This is a genomic window from Bacillus sp. LL01 (assembly GCF_001037965.1).
In genome coordinates, this window is record NZ_LFEL01000005.1 from 26,397 (window position 1) to 49,954 (window position 23,558).

Sequence of the window (23,558 nt, forward strand, 5' to 3'; positions counted from 1 at the left end):
TTCCCCCTAAAAAATCTATATAAAATAAGAATAGCACGATTTCAATTCAATCCAAAGCTATTATGAAAAGAGTGATACAAATGCAAACGATACTGATTACAGGTGCGGGGACCGGCCTTGGAAAGGAATTGGCCCTCGCTTACGCAAAAAAAGGTAACACAATCATTTTGACAGGTAGAAGGTTTGGACCATTAGAGGCTGTAAAAGAAGAAATTCAATCGACCGGCGGTAAAGCATTCACATACCAAATGGATGTCAGTAATCTAGAGGAAGTCAAGCAAACCGTAGCAGGAATAACAGCAGAACATGAGGTTACTTTTTTATTGAACAATGCAGGGGCAGGCTGCTTCGGGTCGCTGACAGAGCTGGCCTATGAGGAAATCGAGATAGCCATCCAAACCAACTTATTAGGTACTATCTATTTGACAAAAGAACTGCTTCCTCATTTGTTGAAAAAGAAAAGTGCTAAAATCATGAACATCATTTCTACTGCGGGGCAAAAAGGCAAAATAAATGAGAGTGTCTATGTTGCAAGCAAGTTCGCGGTTCGAGGTTTTACGGAAAGCCTGCAAAAGGAACTCGAAGGCAAAGTATTCGTTACAGCCACATACATGGGCGGCATGGATACTCCATTCTGGGATGAAACCGATCATATTAAAGATAAATCAAGATTGAGATCTCCGCGTGAGGTGGCTGAGATTATTATCAGCCAGGATGGAGAGCTCGAGGTACAGGTTTAAGTGGGGAACTTTGCATAGGTGAAACACGAACGCCGTTTGGGGCCGCGATTACCCAAACGGCGTTCCATTTTAATTAAGCTTTCGATTCTCCGCTTGCCATCATCCGAAATTCGGCCATTCTACCTTTCGATCTTTATCTTCTACCGTTTACAGGCGCGCTTCTACATTTCCCAGGTTTTCGTCTACATTTCCCGAACTCACTTCTACCTCTTAACCACAAAGTTCTACCTCTTTGCTTTTACCCTGCCAATAAAAACAAGGCTACCTTCACTCATTCTCCTCCAGCCAGCGATCAATTAGATCCATTGAAAAGCCTTTACGGTAAAGGGCACCCTTCATTTTCATCTTATACTCATAATGATCCAATTTAGCGTACTTCCGGTGATACTTCTCCGCTTGCTTTACAACTGCTTCCCATTCTTCTGAAGTATCGACCTCCAGTTCCGCCTCCTCGATTGCCACCTTAATGACCGAAAATGAGTATCCCTTTCTCATCAATGCCTGTTCCACTTTTTGAATCATTATTTTAAAGGAATCCTTCTTATATTTCGGTGCATACTTGTGAACTAGCTTGACTGCATGTTCAAGCTCCTTTTCAGTACCGAACTCCGACTCGACCGCTTCTTCCATAACCCCCTTGTCCACACCTTTCTCTAATAGCTCCCTCTTAATTACACCGCGCCCTTTCAATGTAGTGTTCACCTGCGTTCTCACAAAAGCAATAGCAAATTCACTGTCATTCAAGTATCCCTGCTCCCTCAGCTTCACCACGATCTCTTTAATGACAAATGGTTCATATTCTTTCTCCTTCAAATAATCCTCTATTTCTTTTGCGGTTCTCATTCTGAACGAAAGATAATGGACAGCGGTATTATAGGCTTTATTGATCTGGTCACTAAACACGATTTCTTCTATATCCAGTTCGTCTAATTCCTTGCCTTTAACAAGCTGGAATTTTAATAAAGTGCCCTCAAACACTGCAAATGCATATTCTTCATCCAAAAAAATGTTGAAGCGCTCTTTATTTTTTTGCTGTACGGATATTTTCGTTATTTTTCTCATTTCTGCTTTCACTCCATTTCTTAGCACATTGGTTCGTATTAAATAAAGGATATTTAGGGAAAAGAACTAATATAAGTAGGTAAGATATTCTATAGAGAGGGTGATATAGATGAAAATTGCCATTGCAGGCGGTACGGGGCTTGTAGGCCAAGCACTGACAGACCATTTGATTGATAAAGGACATTCCATCTTTATTTTAACGCGAAACAGTTCGAATAAAAAGGAAAAGGATCATGTTACCTATGTAGAATGGTTGAAAGATTCTACTACACCGGAAGCCAGCCTGGATGGAGTGGATGCAATTGTAAACCTTGCAGGTGAATCCATCAATAGCGGACGCTGGACAGAAGAACAGAAAAGAAAGATTGTCGAAAGCCGCATTTCCTCGACAAAGGAAATCAACAGAATTATGGCTTCCATGAAAAATAAACCGGAAGTGCTGGTCAATGCAAGTGCAGTTGGCTATTACGGGACATCAGACACCCAGATATTCACCGAAGAAGATACAACACCTGGCTCGGATTTTCTGGCATCAACGGTTTATGCATGGGAAAAGGAAGCCGAGCACGCCAAGGCGGAAGGCATTCGAACTGTTTTCACCAGGTTCGGGATTGTTTTGGATAAAGAAGAAGGGGCACTTCCAAGGATGATGTTGCCTTACAAGATGTTTGCCGGCGGGAAAATCGGATCTGGGGAACAATGGATGTCATGGGTGCATATTAAAGATGTCATTGGTGCCATTTCGTTCAGCATTGAAAATAAATCCTTAATTGGTCCGGTGAATGTTACTGCTCCTGATCCTAAACAAATGAAAGACTTCGGTAAAACACTTGGCAAGGTCATGGGCCGACCACACTGGTTCCCTACACCTGGGTTTGCTTTGAAAGCAGCTCTCGGGGAAATGAGTGTGCTTGTTCTTGAAGGTCAAAGGGTGCTCCCTGAAAAATTAGAGAAAAACGGCTATAAATTCTTTTATTCTCATCTTGATGACGCTCTGTCCGACATATTACAATCAAAGTAATGACAGAAAATTAGGAGTCTTCTATGGGTATAGTGATGTTCAAAAATGCGACAGTCTACCCCATCACATCAGCACCAATCCATAACGCTGATGTAATCACGGAGAATGGCAAAATAAAACTGGTAGGCAAAGGATTGGCGGTTCCCGAAAGCGGGAAAGTGGTAGAGTGTAACGAAAGGAATTTGTTTCCTGGATTCATCGATGTTCACACACATCTCGGATTATATGATGAAGGAACAGGCTGGGCTGGCAATGATGCCAATGAAACAGTGGAGCCACTCACCCCACATATACGTGCTTTGGATGGAGTTCATCCCTTTGACCAAGGGTTTCAGGACGCCATTCAATACGGTGTGACCACAGTCCACATCATGCCTGGCAGTGCCAATGTTATTGGTGGAACCACATCAGTTATCAAAACCCATGGTGTGAATATCTCCAAAATGATCGTACAGGAGACAGCTGGATTAAAAATCGCATTCGGGGAAAATCCGAAGCGCATTCATAGTCAAGGAAACAAAGATTCCATTACGCGAATGGGAATTATGGGAATGCTTCGCGAAGCTTTTTATCAGGCAAAGCATTATGACAATCCCGATAATCTTAGAGTTAAACCAATTGTCATGGCGCTCGAACATAAGATACCAGTACGTATTCATGCTCACAGGGCGGATGACATCATTTCTGCACTTAGGTTTGCAGAGGAATTCAATTTGAGGTTCACAATCGAACATTGTACTGAAGGACATTTGATCGCCAATGAATTGAAAGATCGCAACCTGAGAGTATGTGTCGGCCCTACCATGACCAGAAAGTCGAAAATCGAGCTGAAAAACAAGAACTGGAAAACCTATCAGGCATTGACCGATGCTGGCGTCGAGGTGTCCATTACAACTGACCATCCATACACCCCTGTTCAGTACTTGAATGTGTGTGCAGCCTTGGCAGTTCGGGAAGGTTTGGATGAACAAAAAGCACTAGAGGGAATCACGATGATTGCAGCCAAAAATCTAAATATTTCAGACCGTGTCGGGAGTATCGAAACAGGGAAAGATGCAGACTTGGTACTATGGTCTCATCACCCCTTTCAATTCCTCGCAAAGCCTGTCATGACAATGGTTGAGGGTGAAATAATTTACCAAAAAAATTAACAAAAAAGTTGTTTCTTTTTTAAATAAAATCGAGTATGATACGTAGGTAAACAAAATTAAATCAACTAACAATTTGTGTTTAAAATGTTAGGGAAGGCAAATGGTGCGCCACCAGTTAAACTGGTTCTAGTGGGTTCGATTCCCACCCCGAAATTTTTTGTAATTTAAAAAATTTCGAGGGTGGGCCAGTCTTCACGTGAACGTGACAGTTCTGCCCTCAATTGGAGGGTTAGACATGCTCAAAAAACGTGATTTCCAGGAATCTCAAACTCTTTATGAGTTAATGGTGCACCCCGAAGTCTTCCCTTTTGTGCGTCATAAAGCGTATTCCTACGATGAGTTTCTTTTCCTTACAAAGCAGACCATCGAATCGGAAGAGCGCGGAGAATTGATTTCACGTACCATTCTTGATGAGTGGGGCACTCCAATTGGAACAATCAATCTTTTCGACGTGCAAGACGGAGCAGGCTTCCTAGGCACTTGGATCGGCAAACCATTCCATGGCAAAGGCTACAACCAGCCTGCCAAGGACCAATTCTTCGAGGAACTATTCTATGAACTCGATATCCAATCCATCTTCATGCGTATCCGCAAAGTGAACGTCCGCTCCACCAAAGCGGCAGAAAAACTGCCTTATGTGGTTCTGGCCAATGAGACACGCAAAAGCCTGCTTGATGAAATCAATGCCGGAGAAGATATCTATAACCTATACGAAATTTCTAAAGACCAATATACACTATACAAACTGCGTACCGGCCACGAAGTTCTACACGAAGAACATCAGCTGAAAGAAGCATAAGAAATTGCGCCTGCCCCCTTTGTGGGGCAGGCGTTTTTTGTAGTTTTGTGTGGTGGCGCGGTAGTCTGGTAAGGTCAAGCACCTCGGCGGATGGTAACGCATTAACGTGGTGAGGGTCAGACCCCTTTTTAGTATATTTTCCCACCTTATAGCAAAGACTGTTGGTAGTGACATATACTAAGGAGGGAATTCAGATGGATAAAAAGCGTCGTGAAAAGATGAAGACAACATTGAGCAAAACGCAGGAAGTTACCTATTCTCGTGAGTTTAAGATGGCTGATCGAGTTGGAGGATATACGGAAAGACGCAAATAATCCCAATTAGGAATATGCTTGATAGTTCCAGTACCCTCCCCTTGCGCTAAGGGGAAGGTACTTCTGTTTTCGAGCCGATTTCATCTATCGGGCGATTCCTGCCTGGATTCGGGCAATTTTCAAATTAATCGGACGAAAGGCAAAATTCACCCTCCCTAATAAAAATTTCAAATCCCCCCTCTCATCATCCTCTCCAACAACTACCTCACATTACAAATTCCCTAACAGGTTAACCTATTCAAGAAGACATAAAGGAACCAACTGCTTGTACCTTATGTCTATCGCATATTCTTAGGAGGGTTTCGAATGGGTCGTTCACGCGGACAACACTCTCGTGGTAAAAACAAAGCATCACTTCCACAGGTACCTAAGAACATGAAAAAAGCTGCACAAGATGCAGAATTCGCGAACGAGCAGCATGCTGATAATGAAATCCTAGAGGCACAAGCTCGCGCATCTGCAGCTGGAATTAAACGGAACAGCAAGAAAGATACCTTTAGATAGTTCCCCATACTGCCGGGTTTTATTAAACTAATCTTGCCCGGCTTTTCATAAAACTCTTTTCTTAAAGATTGTTGCTATTACCAGTAAAAAGTCGGCAATTGGACTTTTTATAGCATATCGACTCTTAAATAGGCATACAGTCTATCCCGTATAGCCAAGAAAAGAGCACGATAGTAAGGAATATAACGGTTGGTTTATAAATACGAAAAAGCAACAAATTTTACGAAAACAGCCTTTGATAATGAAACAAAAAAGCACTTATCTCTAGTGGATAAATGCCCTCATTGAATCACGGTCCCAAGTGCTTAGTAATGTTAGCTGGCCCTTGTCTTTGTGCCTCATCCTTAATTGATTCAATGCCTTCCTTCACTTTCATATCAGACATGGATTTATAACGATCCGTTTTTCTATCTAACAAATAACCGAACACTAAAAATGATACGACAACAAGAGTGACTACTCCACAAAAGAACATTATCTTCGTCCCCTTTATTAATACTCTATTCTATCTCCAACCAATAATCCCCTTTTTTTCAACAAGTTGTTTAATCAAATTGACTTCATTAAGAAAAACCAGGAAAAACCGCCTGGTCCTTTTTAAGCTAAAAATCATTAGTTGTTTGGTTAACCCCCGCTGTTCCTTTCCGCAAATAGCTCCGCTTTCCACGGGGCGACCTTGAGCCTCCTCACTCCGTTGCGGGGTCTCAAGATTGTCGCTACTCCCCCGTGGGAGTCTAAGCTATTTGCTCCTATCCACAGCTAGAAACCAGTCGTCTTTTAAGAAAGTTTTTAGTCATCCTTTCGGTGAATGAAATTACCTTGTTGATTGTAGTGGAAAGCGAAGCGCCTGGAACGGAAATCAACCGAATTTTATACTTTCTTACCTTTCAAAAAAGTGACGTGTAGCCAATACACGTCACTTTTAGTCAGACCATTCAATGAGCCGCTGCATGTCCACGGTCTACTGTTTCACCATCGTTGCCGCCTGCACCCCTCATCTTTCGCCCATTCCATCTATCTTTAATCCATCTGATTGCAAAGCGATCCAGCCCATAGAAGGTCGCTGCCGCACCTGCTGCAATCAGCAATATGGCTACTGTATATAGTACCGGGTTTGTGCTGACTGTTCCGGCCAACAGGAAGTTCAAATTCATAAATGCTGCCCCAACAAGAGCGGGCAGTGTTGCTAAGCCAAGAATGAGTGCAATTCCTACCAGTACTTCGCCCCAAGGGATGAGAATGTTAATTAAACCTACGTTTGGAAGAGCTACATTCTCAAGAAATCCTGCGTACCAACCTTGGACTGCAGGGTTTGCGCCTTCCGCTTTCGCAATTGCTCCATGTAAAAATCCTTCTGCATCAAAAGCTCCTATTTTCGGTAAGCCGGCCTTCAGCCATTGTACACCTAACCAAATTCTTAACACTGTCCAAAGGATTGCCATTTTCGGTCCACGTAACCATTTCATGATCTTTTCCTCCTAACGAATAAGTTTGTGAAGTTTTTCACAATAACTATTAAAAAAATATTGGTTTTAGCCGGCTAGCTTTCCCCCAGAAAGTTTGTGAAGTATTTCACTTACTTTCTACCCTTACTATACAACCTTTTTCCATTATCTACAATAGAGTTCACAAATTGTTCGCAATATTTATTTATGTTAGCAATAGTTGTTCACAACATTGTGGATATTGTGGATAACTTGTCCGCACGCCGTTATATCAATATAAATATAAAATTTGATTGTGAATAATATTATGTGGATAGAACTTCTTCACCCTGTTGATAATGTGGATAAATGTGTGTATATCCCATATATCAAGGTGAACACCTGTTGATAACCTAAAATAACCATGACTTTCGAATCAGAATTTACAGACAATTACATTACTTTGCACCTATATTGCAATAATTCCGACTTTTTCCACATTTTTTCGTTGTCAATTGATATTCTTTCCCCTCAACGATTAAAATAGAGATATAAATCAGAAAGCGAAGTGTGCTATTTATGAGCAAATATATAATCGGATTGGACATCGGTACCACCACAACCAAGTCCATTCTTTTCAATAAACAAGGTCAAGTGGTTTCAGAGTTCGAATGTTACTACTCCACCTATCATCCGAAACCAAACTACTCCGAACAGAATCCTTTGGAGGTTGAAAAAGCCGCACGCTTGGCAGTGGCCACTTCGATCAGCCAAAAAAACATAGCTGCAAAAGACATAATCGGACTTAGCCTCTCCTCTGCCATGCATAGTATCATATGTATCAACGATCACAACGAACCAATTTCACCGATGATTATTTGGGCAGATGGAAGAAGCTACCCACAAGCAGCCATCATGAAGGATTCCTATGGGCGGGATATTTATGAACAAACCGGCACACCTATCCATCCGATGTCCCTTTTTGTGAAACTCGTCTGGATGAAAGAAAACCAGTACACGCAGTATTATGAAGCAACCCGTTTTGTTTCTATCAAGGAGTTTATTTTATACAAATGGTGCGGGTCTTGGCAAGTGGATTATTCCATTGCCTCTGCAACCGGCCTTTTCAATATCCATACCTTGCAATGGGAGGAGGATGCTCTTGCCATTGCGGGGATTAATGCAACACAGCTCTCAAGTGTAGTTCCCTGTACGGAAGAGGTTGGTCCATTGGCAGAACATATTGCCAAAGAATTGGTGTTACATACGTCAACGCCTATCATTATCGGGTCGAGCGATGGGGTGCTCGCCAACATAGGCGTAGGAGCTATCGGCGAGGGTGAAACAGCTTTAACTATAGGTACAAGCGGGGCAATCCGCAGATTCACCACCGAAAAAAAGACAGACTATGAGCAACGTACCTTTCAATACGCATTCACAAAAGAAACCCATATTGTAGGTGGTGCCACCAATAATGGGGTTGTCCTGATGCACTGGCTTGCCAGGCAGTTCTCATCACTGACCAAAAAAGAAACAATAGAAGTTACCGACCTGGAAGCATTAGCCTCCACTTCAGGTGCAGGTGCAAACGGCCTCTTTTTCCTACCTTATCTAAACGGGGAACGTGCCCCTAAATGGAATGCCAAAGCAAAGGGAGGCTGGATGGGACTTACTCTGTCACATACGAGTGCGGATATGATTCGAAGTGTCATGGAAAGTGTCATTTTCAATATGTATGAAATTCATGAGGCCCTCAATGAAACGGCAGGTCCTACAGGAAAACTGATGGTCAGTGGTGTTTATTCACGATCGCCTTTATGGGTGCAGATGACGGCAGATATTTTCCGCAAAACAGTCATTCTTCCGGAGAGTCATCAAACATCTGCTTGGGGTGCAGCATGGCTTGGACTCTATGCTCTTGGAGAAGTGAAGTCCATAGAGGATATAAAACAGTATATTCCGATCAGGCAGGAGATACTGCCAACTGTTCGGAATGTAGTAAGGTACGAAGAATACTACCACATCTACCGGGAGCTTTATAATAAAAATAAGCCACTGTTTGCGGATATGGACCGTTTGCAGTACTAATGTGAAAGAGCTTGAAAACATTAAGGCGCTTCAAGCTCTTTTTTCTCCACTTCCACTATTCAAATTTATCCTTCTACTCGCTCTCTCTTCTTGATACTAATCCCTGTAAATCCATAGAAAAGACTCAGTAACGGGCTGACCAAGCAGAACAAGGCGAACGGCAAGTAATCCAATACCGGCACACCAAGCACCCCTGCCATGAATACACCACTCACCCCATATGGAATCAATGGATTGATGACCGTACCTGCGTCCTCCAACACCCTAGCCAAGTTTTTGGAGGCGATACCCTGTTTTTCATATTCCTTTTCAAAAGCCTGTCCTGTTAAGATGATGGACATGTACTGCTCCCCAACTGTCACATTTACCCCTATAGCAGTGACGACAGTCGCCAAAATAAGCTTCCCTGTAGTAGATATGAATTTCTGTACCATTTCAAGCAGTCGTTCCATCACACGTAGCTGCTGAATCAATCCTCCCATGCTTAACGTCAATAAGACAAGGGACACCGACCACATCATGCTTTGAATGCCACCTTTAGACAAAATGCTGTCCATCGCTTCATCTCCTGTTTCCCCGATGTAGCCGTTTTGCATGACATCCATCAGCTGTGCTACGTTTATTCCGGGTTGAAGGATAAAGGCCATCACAGCTCCCGTAATAATTCCGACCATCATGACAAAGATTGCCGGTACACGCTTCAACGCCACAACGAACATGACAACGGCAGGTAGCAAGGCCCAGATGCTCACCAAGCCTTCCGCTTTCAACACTGCTGGCAAATCAGCAAATTCCCCAACAGATGATCCGCTATTGGCTCCATTGCTCATAAAACTGAATACAACAAGGCAGATTATAGCTGCCGGGATGGTTGTCCATAGCATATGGCGGATATGTTCAAACAGGTCCACTTTACAGACTGCCGATGCTATATTGGTTGTATCCGAAAGTGGTGACATCTTATCACCCAAGAGCGCCCCCGAAATAATTGCTCCTGCCACAATCGCCGGATTGAAGCCCATCCCTGTCCCTAGAGCAATAAAAGCCACTCCAACTGTTGCGGTAGTGGTAAATGAGCTTCCTATACTAATCCCGATAACCGCTGTGATGATAAATACGCTCGGGAGGAATAACTGGGCTGAGATAAGCTGCCCTCCGTAATAGATGAAAGTCGGAATTGTCCCAGACAGCATCCAGACCCCAATCAAAATACCAATTAAAATAAATAGTAAGATTGGAGTAAGTCCTTCTTTCAGACCGTTTTTCAAACCCGTTTCAATAAAATCCCACGATTGCCTTTTTGCAAGTGAAAATGTTATTAATATTACGATACTCGCAAAGATTGGAATATGAGGTTCTGCTTTAAAAATAAATAATGAAATTGAGATAATAGCGATAATGCTGATAACCAAGCCTAGAGCCGCAATTCCGCTGATGTGTATTTTTTCATTTTGCATTCGCTGCTCCATGATGTTCCCTCCAAAAGTTAATTGTGCTTTTTTGTTAATAATTTGCACCAAAAAAGCCTCTTCATCCCTAAATCAAGGGACGAAGAAGCTCCGCGGTACCACCCTAATTGGCAAAATTGAAATTTTGCCCACTCATCTAAAAAGATAGCATAAAGATATGTACTGTACTTCACCCTACGCTCTGCCTGGATTTTCACCAACCACCCAGTCTCTTCCTGCTGCAAAAGCGACGACTACTTCATACAAAGCTATCAACCTATTTATTTACTAAGCTCCACTCTGCTAGACAAATTAATTCCGCTAACACACTTAAACGCTTAAACGCTTTTAGGTGTTAAAGTATTGTTTATAAGATATAATATAATTGAACGATTGTCAACTAAAAAAATCCCCAGCTCATCAGCTTAAGAGGATTTCGCTTGTTCTATTGGTTTTATAGGCATTCTGATTATAAAACTTGTGCTCTTTTCATCAGATTTACAAAAGATTTCACCATCATGCTTTTCAATCAGCTTTTTGCAAATATACAAGCCGATTCCGGTCCCCAAATCTTTCGTTGTGAAAAACGGCTCAAAAATGGCATGAATCGATTCTTCCTTAATTTTTGGTCCGTTATTGGTTATCGAAAGCTCTGTAACATTCCCCTTTTCCACACAAACAACCTCTATTGTTCTTGCTTTATCTTCCATTTGCTGTAGTGCATCTATGGAATTGATAATAAGATTCAAACAGACCTGCCTCAGTTCATCCTTATTTGCAATCAGATTGATAGAAGGTGCAATGTCCAGGTGGATAACGACATCCCCATCCAGTAAGCTAGGATATAAGAACTCCACCAGCTCCTGCAACAGGAAAGACAGATTCACTTCTTCTCTCTTACTCTCAATCAATTCCTTTCTGGAAACATGCAGAAATTGTGATATCCGGTAATTAAGCTGATCCAGTTCATGTCGCATGATCTCCAGATACGGATGATCCGGAAGCTCATTCTGCAAAAGTCTCGTAAAACCGATTACAGACGTTAAAGGATTTCGGAATTCATGGACAAAGCTTGAGCTCATTTGCCCTAATATCGTGAGACGTTCCTTATGAGTCTGATTTATGTATAATTCCTTTTCTTCTAGCTCCTGCTCTTTAATTTGCGTGTACTTTCGGACTGCCAGATAGGAAAACTTGTCAAAAAGTGCATTAATCTGATCTATGAAAGGCTGTAGCTCCTTACTAGATATTCCCGAATTCCATACCCACTTAACGACTTCACTTCTACCGGTATTCACGTTATATACAAATTCACTAATATTGACATTCGCCTGCACCCGTTCATGTGCTGTTTTGTTTGCAAGGAAAGCGATTTCTTCTTCGGTCAGCGGCTCTTTGATCGCTTTTTTGACCAGCTGGTACATTTGCCAGCCGTTTCGAATCACTTCTTCTTTGTACATGTCATTTTCGGAAATAACGCTTTTACTTCTCCAATTCTGAATAAATTGCTCATGATTCTCTTCTAAGTATTGCGTGAGTTTCTCAGAAGCCTCCATTTTGCCAGCCACCTTCAACATGGTATTTTCGCAGTTAGTTTTTCTACTACTATCATACCAGAAAATTAAAAATAATATGAAACTTGTTTCCTATGAAGTTAGCAATTTTCCCTATGGAGGGTTATCCCCCCCTCACTCATCATTCCCCTTAACCCTACCCGGTTTCCATAAGAAAAACCAGGAAAAACCGCCTGGTCCTTTTTAAGCTAAAAATCATTAGTTGTTTGGTTAACCGCCGCTGTTCCTTTCCGCAAATAGCTCCGCTTTCCACGGGGCGACCTTGAGCCTCCTCACTCCGTTGCGGGGTCTCAAGATTGTCGCTACTCCCCCGTAGGAGTCTACGCTATTTGCTCCAATCCACAGCTAGAAATCAGTCATATCATTAAGATAGTTTTTGGTTATCCTTTCGGTGACTGAAACCACCCTGTTGATTGGAGTGGAAGGCGCGAAGACTCCTGTGGGAGGAAGGGACAGGGGAGACCCCGCAGGCTTGCCGAGGAGGCTCCCGGACCGCCCACTGGAAAGCGAAGCGCCTGGAACGGAAATCAACCGGATTTTATACTTTCTTACTTTTCGAAAAAAAACCTGACCACTATGCATGTTCAGCATGGAGTCAGGCTCAATAAATTTCACTATTATTTTCTCATAAATGAAAACGGACATTTACCCTCAATCGGTTTTACATCATCTCCAATGAAATACTGTTTCCATTCTCGATGATTAGGATCCCCATAATGGCTTATGTTCGGATGGGTAGGAAGCTGATCCCATTTTTCCACTCGTTCCCTTACTTTTTCACGGGACATAACGCCTCCCTTTGATGTCCCCTCAAGTCCTTCAAAAATGCGTCGTGGTTGGAAGCCTAGAATGAGGCTGTTGCCAAGATCCCTTGTTTTCCTTTGCTTATAAGCAGGGGCATTCCCGAATACGAAATAAGGCTCATCTGAAAAGGAGAATGCCCATAAATGGTGATCTGGGTCTGTCGGATAATCCTGTGGCCAAGGTTTATCATCTTTCATGTGTAAAAATTGCAGAATGTCCCAGAAATACTCGCGATAGTATGGAATTTGCCTTTCCTCCGGTTCAGGTTCCACAAACAGAAACAGGCCGTGACGAACTAGTGGTTTCCCTTCGTCAAACAATGCATTAAACTCACGCAAAGTATCAGGTAGATGGGTCCAATTCTCATGTGTTATATAAGAATAACGCAGCTCCCCTTTTTTCTCAGCACTCATTCCAAAGTAGCATGGAAAGGTCTTATCCGTTACCACGCGCCGGAAGTTCGTATATTCATTTATCACCCATTCAGGTACTATTTCAGGATTTGTCATCTCTTCTTTTGTCAGCAACTTTCCCTTCGTCGAACGAACTGCTGTCTCCATGCAATCACCTCTTCAATGAAATTATTAATCTTCATAACAAGCAAAATACCCTTAATTCCTAACGTCAAAACATGAGGCTTGTACCATTTTAAATACAAAGAGTTTTCATTAGCATAAATCCCCACTATTAGGTACAATTTTATATATAAATATTTTTTAAAAAAACCAGTAAATTAGGTTTTATCCCCTTTTAAATAGGGTATTAACAATAAGATTGTTTACTATTTCATATACATAGAGGAGAAAAATAGAAATGGGCATTTTAATCGTGGATGATAATCAGGTCAATTTGTTTGTCATAGAAAACATCTTGAAAAGGGCAGGTTATAAAGATTATTTATCCTTCACTTCCGCAAGAGATTTGTTTGAATACTTAAATGCGGATAATCCCTCATCACCTAGAATGCCCGTCGATATTATATTGATGGATATTATGATGCCAGAAATAGATGGGATTGAAGCGTGCCGTACGCTTCAGACTATTCCACACCTGAAAGATATACCTGTCATATTTGTAACAGCACTGGAGGATTCCAATAAAGTGGCGGAAGCACTGGATGCAGGTGGCTTGGATTATGTGATGAAGCCAATCAATAAAACTGAACTGCTTGCTCGCATACGTGTTGTCCTTCGTCTGAAACAGGAAAAGGACAAGAATAAGAAGCAGGCGGAAAAAATAAGAAGCCAGTTGGACCTTTCCCAGCAAGTCCAGAACAGCCTTCTGAGCGAACCGATCTTTGATGAACGATTCACTGTGAAAGCATCCTACATACCTGCATACAAGCTCGCAGGTGATATGTATTATTGGTATAAAATTGATAAATCGAGGTATGCTGTCATCCTGTTGGATATGATGGGACACGGTATCTCGGCTTCCTTGGTATGCATGTTTATTTCTTCGGTTCTGCGCGACTCGATCAGAGGGTGTTCAGATCCAGAATTTGTCATAAGCGAATTAAACCGTTGGATGCATGCGTTGAATCTACGAAACCAGCAGATTCCATATTATTTCACTGCCATCTACCTCGTTATAGATACCGAAGAGAAGACATTGGAATACGTCAATGCAGGTCATCCTGCAGGTTTTGCACTTGTGGATGAAGGAGAGGTTGTGGAGCTTTCCAACCGAACTTGTGCACTTGGATTTTTCGAAAAGGTGGATATAAAGAAAACAACCATTTCCTATGAGGATTCTGTTCAGATCATGCTTTATACCGACGGAGTCGTGGAAACGATGGAGAAGGTGGGGATGAACCAATATCCCCTATTCATCAAGTCTGCATCCAAACTCTGGGATCTCCCAACCATCCCTGAACCTATTCATCTCGTGTTACCAGAGGATATGCAAAAGGAAGCTTCAGATGATATGTGCGTCGTCCTCATACAAGCAAGATGATGACAACTAGAAAAAGCGGAGAGCCAGGATAAATCCCTAGCTTTCCGCTTTTTTTCGATAAATCTTATCATATAAATCAAATTCCTCAAATCCCGGATGTGCATCAAGACGCAACGCCTCCTTACTGCCAAGGCCAAGAAACCCCTTAACTCCGAGACTCTCCTGAAATAATTCAATCACGTTATGTTGCAATTCCAGGTTGAAATAGATTAATACATTTCGACAAACAATGATATGAAATTCATTAAAGGAACGGTCTGTCACCAGATTATGCTGTGCAAACACAATTCTACTTAACAATTCTTCATTGATATAAGCAAACTGATGATCGGAATGATAATACTCCGAAAAGGCTGTTTTCCCGCCGGCTTGCATATAATTCTTCGTGTAGGTTTTCATTTTGGAAAGAGGAATAATTCCACTCTCTGCTTTCTCCAGAATCTTCTCGTTCATATCTGTTGCATAGATTTTTGACTTATGGGCCAATCCCTCTTCTTCTAAAAGAATGGCCATTGAATAGGCTTCCTCTCCAGAAGAGCAACCAGCGTGCCACACTCGAATTTCCGGCTCTTCCCTCAAAAGGGGAATTACTTTTTCACGAAAAGACAAGAAAAAGGAAGGATCACGGAACATTTCCGTAACATTGATGGAAAAGTCATCTAGTATCTTTTTCAAAAAGACTTCATGATGAATAACTTGTTCTGTCAGCTGACTGATATTTTTCAATCCTTCGAGCCTTAATCTATTCTCCACTCTTCTCATTATGGAAGACTTCATATATTTCCGAAAATCAAACCCCGAAAGCCGATAAACTGCTGTTAAGAATAAATCTAATTCCAAGTCTTGCTTGTCCACTGGTCATCTTGCCTCCAAAATCTCAAATCTTACAAAAAGGAACGGCTACTCGCGTCAAACGTTCCGTAACCGTCCCTTTTGTCTATATCCTAATTTTTCGCCACCCAAACGCGCATTGCGGATAAAAGTTGATCCAATTTAAGTGGTTTGCTGATATAATCAGAAGCTCCCACCTCAAGACATTTCTCACGATCACCTTTCATCGCTTTTGCTGTTAGGGCAATGATTGGAACGTCTTTATGCTTTTCAAGGTTTCTTATCGTTTTAATAGCTTTGTATCCATCCATGACAGGCATCATTATATCCATAAGAATAATATCGACATGCTCGTTTTCATGGAGGATATCCAAACACTGTAACCCGTTCTCTGCAGTTAAAATGTTCATATCCTCTTTGTTCAGTGCATTGTTAAGGGCGTAGACATTTCGGTGGTCATCATCAACTACCACAACTGTCTTCCCTTTTAATATATTGGAGATGTCAATTTCTTCTACAAATTCAGGCTGGACCGCTTCTTTCTTCTCCGCCATGTTCAGAACCATGTTTTCTTCCTCAATCAAATCTGTCTCTGAAGTTGATGCAACTTCTTGCCAAGCTGCCTCGACTTCTTTCAGTTGAGGCATCCCTTCCGGCAGACTAGGTATCAGTAAAGTGAACACACTGCCTTCACCTTCTTCACTTTCTACAAACACACTTCCACCCAACAGATTCGAGAATTCCTTGGAGATGGAAAGCCCTAGGCCAGTTCCACCATACTTTCTCATTGTCGCCCCATCTCCTTGATGGAAGGCTTCAAAGATCAAGGATTGCTTGTCTCTGGAGATACCTATTCCAGTATCTTCCACTGATATTTTTAACCAGCCTTCTGCTTTTATAGACACATTGGCTTTTAGAAGGTCTCTTTTTGCAGCCTGTTCAATCTTTACAGAAACTTTTCCTTTTTCCGTAAACTTGAAGGCATTAGATAACAGGTTCTTTACTATTTGCTGGAGACGCTGTTCATCTGTGAAAAATACATCAGGCAGCTGACTGCCGCGAACAATCTCATAATCCAGTTTCTTATGCTTGGCGATATGGGTGAATTGAAGTTCCAAACGGTTGATGAACTCCTCTACATTCACTTCCCCAAACATCACTTCCAGCTTTTTCACTTCCACTTTCGAAAGATCCAAAATATCATTGATTAAATTCAGCAGATCCTGACCAGAAGAATTAATTACACGGGAGAACTCCCTTTGTTCATTAGTTAATTGGTCTTCTGGATCTTCAGCCAGCATTTCCGATAGTAGTAGAATACTGTTAAGCGGTGTTCTCAATTCATGGGACATATTCGCAAGGAATTCCGATTTGTACTTGGAGCTAAGTTGAAGCTGCTTCGCCTTTTCCTCAAGTTCGGTCTTCGCTTTCTGAAGATCGGCTGATTTCTGCTCCGCATCACGCGAGCGCTCCTCAAGCTGTTCGTTGATCATGCGCAGTTCTTCTGATTGAGTTTGAAGTTCTTCCGATTGGGCCTGCAGTTCCTCTGATTGAGACTGCAACTCTTCCGTTTGCGCTTGAGATTCTAATAGTAGACGCTCCACTTCCATTCTTCCCAGAATGTTCGTAATTGCAATACCAAGCGTCTCCAATACTTTATTCAAGAGTTGTCGATGCGTTTTTGTGAATTCTGTCAGTGTCGCCATTTCAATGACAGCAATGACTTCATCTTTAATGATCACAGGAGCAATGATAATGCTCTTTGGTTTGATATGTCCTAATCCCGTGGTTACAACGGAATAGTTTTCTGACACTTCTTCTAGAAGAATCGCTTTCTTATCCCACGCACATTGTCCAACAAGGCCTTCACGGAGCTTATACGCTTCTCCTCCAACATCTTCCGCTCCATCTGCATAGGTGGCAACCTTTTTGAAAGTCGCCCCTTTCCCTTCTCCATCTAGCAGATAGAAAGCCCCAAGCTTTGCATCCATTAAAGGAGTCAGCGTGGCAATGAACTTTTCAGCCAGTGAATCGGTGGATACATTGCGATGGTAGAGGTTGATTATATCAGCAGAGTTCGTTTGTACCCAATTCTGTCTGCCAATCTCCTCAGTAAACTGCTTTTCCTTCACGTGATAGGTTTCAATGGATGAGGCCATCGTATTAAAGGCAGTGGAAATTTCTCCTATTTCATCTTTTATATCTGTACTTAACCTCGGAAGGTCGGAAAGGTCATCGTAATTAATGCCCTTTATACCATTCTTCACTTCATCAAGGCGCATATTGGTACTTCTTATCACCCATAGAGTCGTTATGACAATGACTATTAGTGATAAAATAACGGCTGCTATCATAATGACAACAAGAGTTTGATAGGTTTGGTTGGCTTCTTCCAACGTTCCATCCATCAAATTCTCCTGCAATACTTTAAAGTCCGATATATTCGCCAAAAGCTCTGCCCTCGTATCTTGTTGAGAAGCATAGATTCTTTGCAATTCATTGTTGCTTGCACCCTGGCTTATTTCGGAAATGATCTCCTGTTCCAAATTCCAGTAAGAGTTGTAGCCTTCCTGGATTCTGCTCAATAGCACTTTCGTATCATTTCTATCTAAGACTGCTTCCAATTCAACAATGTTGTTTCGCGCAGTTTCCTTGTTTTCCCCTATATTAGTGAGGTTAGCTTCTATATTTTCTGTCTCGTCTCTATTGATGACAAACAACAGCTGCCTGTCCGTTTCATAGAACAACTGCCTGATATCAGTCGCTTTATTAACCTTGAAATACCTGTCCTCTACAATTTCTAGCATATTTGTCTTCATGGAATTGGTCATAAATAAAATTACAGATAATAGCAATACGAGAAAAAATACCGTAATTCCTAATCCGACAAATTGTTTCTTTTTAAAGCTCACCGCAACTCCCACTTTCATTGTTTTTTGATGCTGAAAACGCGCATAAATATCTATTTTTATTATACCAGTAAGAGGAAAGTAAGGTCGAGTGTGGATACTTTTTAGGGAAGTATTTTTCATACAGACAGAAAAAAGAAAAAATGCCGGGCCTCCCTTCATACAAGAAGATGAGAAACCGGCGTTTTCACTAGATTTCCTTTGACGAGATGGGGAGGAACAGCTTGATTCCTCTTTTATTGAAAGGCAGTAGTTTTATATCAGCTATCAAATGACTAATATAAGCAAGAAGGCATGTATAGAACACACCATCAATAGATAAAGAGTGTTCTAGCTTCAAAGCTATGTACCCAAAGAAAAGTACTCCTATGAAGGAATGAGTATAACTCCTGTGGGAAACCAAGGATGCCACTATGACATAGACACCGAATAAAATCATCCACGTTTCCTGCAGGGACACCCCTCCAAGAATAACCCCTGCTCCGGTGATGGTCAGCATATGCCTTTGCTTGATAAAGGAAGATATAATAATCATAAGGATTCCAATTCCCGCTCCTCGTAATTTTTCCTCCAACGTTCCTTCGTATAAACTGTAAAGGATCATCATCGTTCCTATTATTTGAGCAATTGTTCTTGTGAGTGTGTGGGATAACGTAAGACGTCCACGGAGTTTCCCGTCAATATCAAGGTCTGGCACAAGGCCAGATACAGTTCCCAGGCTAACTAAGATTAGGGTAGTAGTTGGTGTCGTCTGCAATGTGTTTGCCACGGCAAATCCAGTGGCAGCCCCTATTGCTGCGTGTGCAGTACCATTCATGTTGTGTTCACCTCTTAAGTTTGTATTGTTGGAGTATCTGATTTTACGAATCTATGTAAACCACTATCACATTTCAGCTATTTTACAGGAAAACATTTGTTCTGTTCAGGGGCAAAAGTCCTGATTGTGTGTGGGGTGACATATCCACCTAAACTCCATTCAACCTACCCGAAAATCAAAAAAGGCTCTCCCACCACCCGAAAAGGTGTAGAATAGCCTCATATCCACTCCATTTTCTTCAAAAAGTATTCGACAAGCTCCGGATGATCACAAAGCTCCTTCTTCCCCTTCTCACTGATCACATATGTACCGCGTTTCACCCGGTCGAACCACCGGTAATAGTTCTTAGTCAAAATGGAAGAGGTCTTCTCACCGGTTCCAAGATCCCGTAGAGTCTTTGGTGATAAAGGGCCGAGTTTCTCCAGGTAGCACGCAATCTGGACACAATTTTCCTTATAGGCTGTCCTGATCTTCACGCGGTTACTGCCGCCGAGATTGACATCGGAGGAGCGACCTTCTATCTCCTTCATCAACGCGTCACGCTTCCGCTTATTCTGGCGCATGCTCCTTACCCTATCAAACGGTACAGGGTCGAACATAACCTCCACGCGCTTACGGTTCCCGCTGAATGACACCACAATCAAGCCCAACTCAAGTCGCTTGATCAGATGGCACAGATCCGTCCAACGCTTTGAGCGCCTGCTGAAGGATGGCTTTGGGATTGCAATATACACAAGGTCCGTTAGCTTCTGCCGTTTTGTTGCCTGAATGAGGAGCTGCACATTCAGTGTCAGCTTCAGCTCCACCACTACCACGGCGTCCCCCTTCACCATCGCGATATCACAGTCGTTCACTTCTCCGTAAACCTCATATCCCTCCTTGATAAAATACTTCTGGATCGGCTTATAAAGGTCTACTTCATACATTTTTTTCTTTTCTTCCATATAAATACACCAACCTAACCTAAATGGAAAGAATCTCCCGAATATCCTCATCCGTCAATGCGGTCGACACTTTTTCATCAGGGTCTATTATTTCCTCTATCAAATGTCTCTTTTTATCTTGCAATTCGTTCATTTTCTCCTCAATTGTACCACGAGCTACTAGCTTGATCACCTGAACCGTCTGCGTCTGCCCCATCCGGTGCGCGCGGTCTGCTGCCTGTTCTTCCACTGCCGGATTCCACCAAAGATCATAGAGAATGACGGTATCCGCCCCAGTCAAGTTAAGACCAGTCCCTCCTGCTTTCAACGAAATCAAAAAGAAATCTCGCTCTCCCGAATTGAATCGTTCGCAGCGCAACACCCTTTCTTCCGATGGAGTCTGTCCATCCAGGTAAAAATAGGGCAATCCCTGATAGGCAAGTTCCCTACCAATCAGCTCCAGCATTTTTGTGAACTGGGAAAATATCAGTACCCTTCTTCCTGACCTTTGAGATTCTTCTATCAATTGCAAAAGCAACTCAAACTTTGCAGAGCTCCCCTTATAGCCATCAATAAAAAGGGTTGGATGGCAGCAGATTTGGCGAAGCCTTGTCAATCCAGCCAGTATCCGGATTTTGTTTTTTCTCAACGTATCCTTGTTCAAATGCTTCAACGTATCATGACGAAGCTTGGCAAGATAGGCCGCATACAGCTTCTTCTGCTCAGGCAAGAGTTCCACAGACTCCAGGCTTTCCAGTTTTCTTGGCAACTCCGCCAGCACATCCTCCTTGATCCTCCGGAGCAGAAACGGACGGATCCGCCGTGCTATGGTTTTACGGGTAAGATTGCTGTATTCCTTTAATCCCATAAACAGTTCCGGAAAGACCACATGATAAATAGACCAAAGCTCCTCCAAGGAGTTCTCGACAGGTGTACCGGTCAAGGCAAACTTATAGTCTGATTCCAATCTTTTTACTGCACGGGCCGTCTGGGTGATTGGATTCTTGAAAGCCTGTGCCTCATCAAAGAATATCGTATGGAAAACTTGTGAAGCAAAGGTATTGATATCACGGCGCAACAAAGGATACGAGGTGATGACCACATCCACTTCCTTTAACTGTGCAAGGGCATGCTCTCGCTCTTTTCGCGAACCATCGACAATCAACGCCTTAATCCCCGGTGTAAATTTCAACAACTCGCTCAACCAGTTGTAGGTCAAGGAAGAAGGGCAAACGACCAGCACAGGACTCTTTTTGTGTCTGATACCTTCTAGCTCCGACTGGATATAAGCAATACTCTGCAGGGTTTTTCCAAGGCCCATATCATCTGCCAGAATTCCACCAAAGCCATAATGGGCAAGAGTTTTCATCCATCTAAACCCTTGTTTTTGATAATCTCGCAAAACACCATCCAGTTCTGAAGGTACAATGATATTTTCTTCGCTGGGATTACGTATTTCCTCAAGGAATTGACGGAAGGAATCTTCCAATGAAAACACATTGTCATTTCGAACTGAATCCATCATCTTGAAGCCGCGTATCAAAGGAACATTCAAGCCCTCTTCAAGATCCTCGTTCTGTACGGGATTGGCCTCCAAAAAGCGTTGAATTTCCTCAAACTCCCTCGTTTCCAATGAAAGCAGCGATCCATTTCTCAGGCGGAAATATTTTCGTTTTTCCTCGATAGCGCTTAAGAGCTCTCTGATCTGGGATTCCGGGATGCCATCAAGTTCAAACTTGAATTCCAACCAATTTGTCCGTTCCTTTTTCACTCTGACACGGATTTGCGGCTTGGCATTCTCCCGGAAGATTCGATTTCTAACTGCGGTGGTTGCGTACACTTGCACAAACCGTTGCAGCTTTGGAAGTGTGTGATAAAGGAACTCGTATTCCCTCTCTTCATTGTGCAGAAAATAGCCTTCTTCCGTGCTTCCGAATTCACTGTCCTCCATTAACTGAAGGATGATCTCTTCCTTATCCCTGTCGCGGATAATCATCGTGTTCATTCGTTGTTCTTTTGGGTCCAATGGGTTGATGACCATCTGTTCATAATGAAATTCCACACTCGCTAGCAGACGGTTTTTCACCCTGTCCAAGTAGAGCTTGGCAACCAATGGTGTCTTGGCAAACCTCTTGGTAACCGATTCATCTAGGTCCACTTTTCCGAGCTTCCTTAAGCCTGGGACCACTTTATCAACAAACATCTGTACCTGATTGGCGGCAATAGGGATGTAGTTTGTCCTTGATGCATCCATCATTCTTTTCAATTCACCCAGACGTCTGCAGTCATCAATGTCCAAGGCTATCATTTTTCCGGCTATGAGCACTGAGTTGTAGGCTGGAAAGACCAGCATGCTATTGAGCCCATTCACCTTCAATACAAATCCCTTATCCCCCTCTTCTGTAAAAGAAAAATGAAGTGACAGCGGCTCTTTTAACACCTTAAAGCCATCGTATGCACTTCCTCCATAGAGGAGTTTTACATCTGGTGCATGTTTTAAAAGCGATGCAACTTTGCTAAATGAGGAAGGAGGAATGATTAGTTCGTGAGGCTGTACTGCCACTTCTTCCATATAAACTTTTTCATCATAGAGAATGTCAATCAGACTTTGAATGACAATATCATCTTCCTTTTTAAAACAATGAATAGCCGGGTTGAACAGGGTGCTTGATAACCCGTTCTTCACAGCATTCAATAGCTCACGGATCTCTCCTACAACCGTCTGATTCAGCATAAGTTCTATGCCTAGAACCTGATTAACATCATCTATTGATACGGGTTTGATAATAAACGTCAAATCTAGGACTTTCCTTTTTTCAAAATGAAGCTGATGACCACTTGTTCGCTTCGTATTAGGTTGGAATAGACGGAACACTTCATCTGATAATGCATGCCCCGCTGTCTCATATTGCTTGCTGTTATGGATCGTTAAAAGGACCGCTGCGATATGCTGGCATTCTTTTTTTACAGAAGCAAGTTCTGGACAGGTGCAACTTGCATGAAAACCTCCACCACCATCCGCCTTAATTACAACTCGGAAATCCTCAGTCGTGGATACAATAGCCTCACATTTTTCATCCGTATATTCCTCTACCTTTATTTTGTCCGCACGACGAAAAGCCTCCCCTCTTTTAAAGGAGATGGAACCACATAGCTCTTGGATGATCTTCGGGTTAACTTTTATGTTCATGGT

Annotated in this window: 19 protein-coding genes; 8 read left to right on the forward strand and 11 right to left on the reverse strand. The window is 42.4% G+C overall.

All coding sequences use genetic code 11. From position 1 onward, the window contains the following. Positions 1-80: 80 nt before the first annotated feature. The gene (locus AB685_RS15190) at positions 81-740 is read left to right on the forward strand and encodes an SDR family oxidoreductase (RefSeq protein WP_047971454.1); all 660 of its coding nucleotides are present in this window, start codon (positions 81-83) and stop codon (positions 738-740) included. A gap of 267 nt (positions 741-1,007) precedes the next feature. Here AB685_RS15190 and recX read toward each other — a convergent pair whose 3' ends face one another. Continuing rightward, positions 1,008-1,802, reverse strand: a complete 795-nt coding sequence (recX, locus tag AB685_RS15195; RefSeq protein WP_047971455.1) for a recombination regulator RecX — start codon at positions 1,800-1,802, stop codon at positions 1,008-1,010. A 109-nt stretch (positions 1,803-1,911) separates the two neighbouring features. On the opposite strand from recX, the gene AB685_RS15200 reads away from it, so the two are divergent. The 5 genes from AB685_RS15200 to AB685_RS15215 all read left to right on the forward strand — a co-directional run bounded on the left by AB685_RS15200 (position 1,912) and on the right by AB685_RS15215 (position 5,591). Next, positions 1,912-2,823 (forward strand): TIGR01777 family oxidoreductase, encoded by a 912-nt coding sequence (locus tag AB685_RS15200; RefSeq protein ID WP_047971456.1) that lies wholly within the window; start codon positions 1,912-1,914, stop codon positions 2,821-2,823. A gap of 23 nt (positions 2,824-2,846) precedes the next feature. Beyond that, positions 2,847-3,974 carry an amidohydrolase gene (locus AB685_RS15205; protein ID WP_047971457.1) on the forward strand — a complete coding sequence of 376 codons (1,128 nt, stop codon included), beginning with the start codon at positions 2,847-2,849 and terminating at the stop codon, positions 3,972-3,974. Positions 3,975-4,209: 235 nt separating this feature from the next. Then, complete coding sequence (locus AB685_RS15210; protein WP_047971458.1) at positions 4,210-4,773, forward strand: GNAT family protein; 564 nt, start codon at positions 4,210-4,212, stop codon at positions 4,771-4,773. 194 nt (positions 4,774-4,967) lie between these two features. Beyond that, positions 4,968-5,087: a YfhE family protein gene (locus tag AB685_RS30405; protein WP_082153654.1), complete on the forward strand. Its 120-nt coding sequence runs from the start codon at positions 4,968-4,970 to the stop codon at positions 5,085-5,087. 306 nt (positions 5,088-5,393) lie between these two features. Next, complete coding sequence (locus tag AB685_RS15215) at positions 5,394-5,591, forward strand: YfhD family protein (protein ID WP_047971459.1); 198 nt, start codon at positions 5,394-5,396, stop codon at positions 5,589-5,591. Positions 5,592-5,880: 289 nt separating this feature from the next. On the opposite strand, the gene AB685_RS15220 is transcribed toward AB685_RS15215, so the two are convergent. Together AB685_RS15220 and AB685_RS15225 are read right to left on the reverse strand one after the other, a co-directional pair. Continuing rightward, positions 5,881-6,066, reverse strand: a complete 186-nt coding sequence (locus tag AB685_RS15220; protein WP_047971460.1) for a hypothetical protein — start codon at positions 6,064-6,066, stop codon at positions 5,881-5,883. A gap of 460 nt (positions 6,067-6,526) precedes the next feature. Beyond that, positions 6,527-7,057: a DoxX family protein gene (locus AB685_RS15225; protein ID WP_047971461.1), complete on the reverse strand. Its 531-nt coding sequence runs from the start codon at positions 7,055-7,057 to the stop codon at positions 6,527-6,529. 537 nt (positions 7,058-7,594) lie between these two features. On the opposite strand from AB685_RS15225, the gene AB685_RS15230 reads away from it, so the two are divergent. Further along, positions 7,595-9,103, forward strand: a complete 1,509-nt coding sequence (locus tag AB685_RS15230; RefSeq protein WP_047971462.1) for a gluconokinase — start codon at positions 7,595-7,597, stop codon at positions 9,101-9,103. A gap of 65 nt (positions 9,104-9,168) precedes the next feature. Here AB685_RS15230 and nhaC read toward each other — a convergent pair whose 3' ends face one another. From nhaC to AB685_RS15250, 3 genes are all read right to left on the reverse strand, one after another. Next, positions 9,169-10,572: a Na+/H+ antiporter NhaC gene (nhaC, locus tag AB685_RS15235; protein ID WP_053073858.1), complete on the reverse strand. Its 1,404-nt coding sequence runs from the start codon at positions 10,570-10,572 to the stop codon at positions 9,169-9,171. Between the two features lie 404 nt (positions 10,573-10,976). Beyond that, complete coding sequence (locus AB685_RS15240; RefSeq protein WP_047971463.1) at positions 10,977-12,107, reverse strand: HAMP domain-containing sensor histidine kinase; 1,131 nt, start codon at positions 12,105-12,107, stop codon at positions 10,977-10,979. 635 nt (positions 12,108-12,742) lie between these two features. Then, positions 12,743-13,489, reverse strand: a complete 747-nt coding sequence (locus AB685_RS15250; protein ID WP_047971465.1) for a YqcI/YcgG family protein — start codon at positions 13,487-13,489, stop codon at positions 12,743-12,745. Between the two features lie 253 nt (positions 13,490-13,742). Between AB685_RS15250 and AB685_RS15255 the strand changes: the two genes are divergently transcribed. Then, on the forward strand, positions 13,743-14,885 hold the full coding sequence (locus tag AB685_RS15255) for a fused response regulator/phosphatase (RefSeq protein ID WP_047971466.1): 1,143 nt from the start codon (positions 13,743-13,745) through the stop codon (positions 14,883-14,885). Positions 14,886-14,921: 36 nt separating this feature from the next. On the opposite strand, the gene AB685_RS15260 is transcribed toward AB685_RS15255, so the two are convergent. From AB685_RS15260 to AB685_RS15280, 5 genes are all read right to left on the reverse strand, one after another. Continuing rightward, positions 14,922-15,740: a protein-glutamate O-methyltransferase CheR gene (locus AB685_RS15260; protein WP_047971467.1), complete on the reverse strand. Its 819-nt coding sequence runs from the start codon at positions 15,738-15,740 to the stop codon at positions 14,922-14,924. A gap of 89 nt (positions 15,741-15,829) precedes the next feature. Continuing rightward, positions 15,830-18,646: a response regulator gene (locus tag AB685_RS15265; RefSeq protein ID WP_241773307.1), complete on the reverse strand. Its 2,817-nt coding sequence runs from the start codon at positions 18,644-18,646 to the stop codon at positions 15,830-15,832. A gap of 169 nt (positions 18,647-18,815) precedes the next feature. Then, a complete protein-coding gene (locus tag AB685_RS15270; RefSeq protein ID WP_047971468.1) occupies positions 18,816-19,442 on the reverse strand; it encodes a metal-dependent hydrolase in 627 nt (208 codons plus the stop codon). 218 nt (positions 19,443-19,660) lie between these two features. Continuing rightward, on the reverse strand, positions 19,661-20,437 hold the full coding sequence (locus tag AB685_RS15275; protein WP_347230871.1) for a DUF2161 family putative PD-(D/E)XK-type phosphodiesterase: 777 nt from the start codon (positions 20,435-20,437) through the stop codon (positions 19,661-19,663). Next, positions 20,406-23,555 (reverse strand): DEAD/DEAH box helicase, encoded by a 3,150-nt coding sequence (locus tag AB685_RS15280; protein WP_047971470.1) that lies wholly within the window; start codon positions 23,553-23,555, stop codon positions 20,406-20,408. The genes AB685_RS15275 and AB685_RS15280 overlap by 32 nt, the downstream gene beginning before the upstream one ends. Positions 23,556-23,558: the final 3 nt, after the last annotated feature.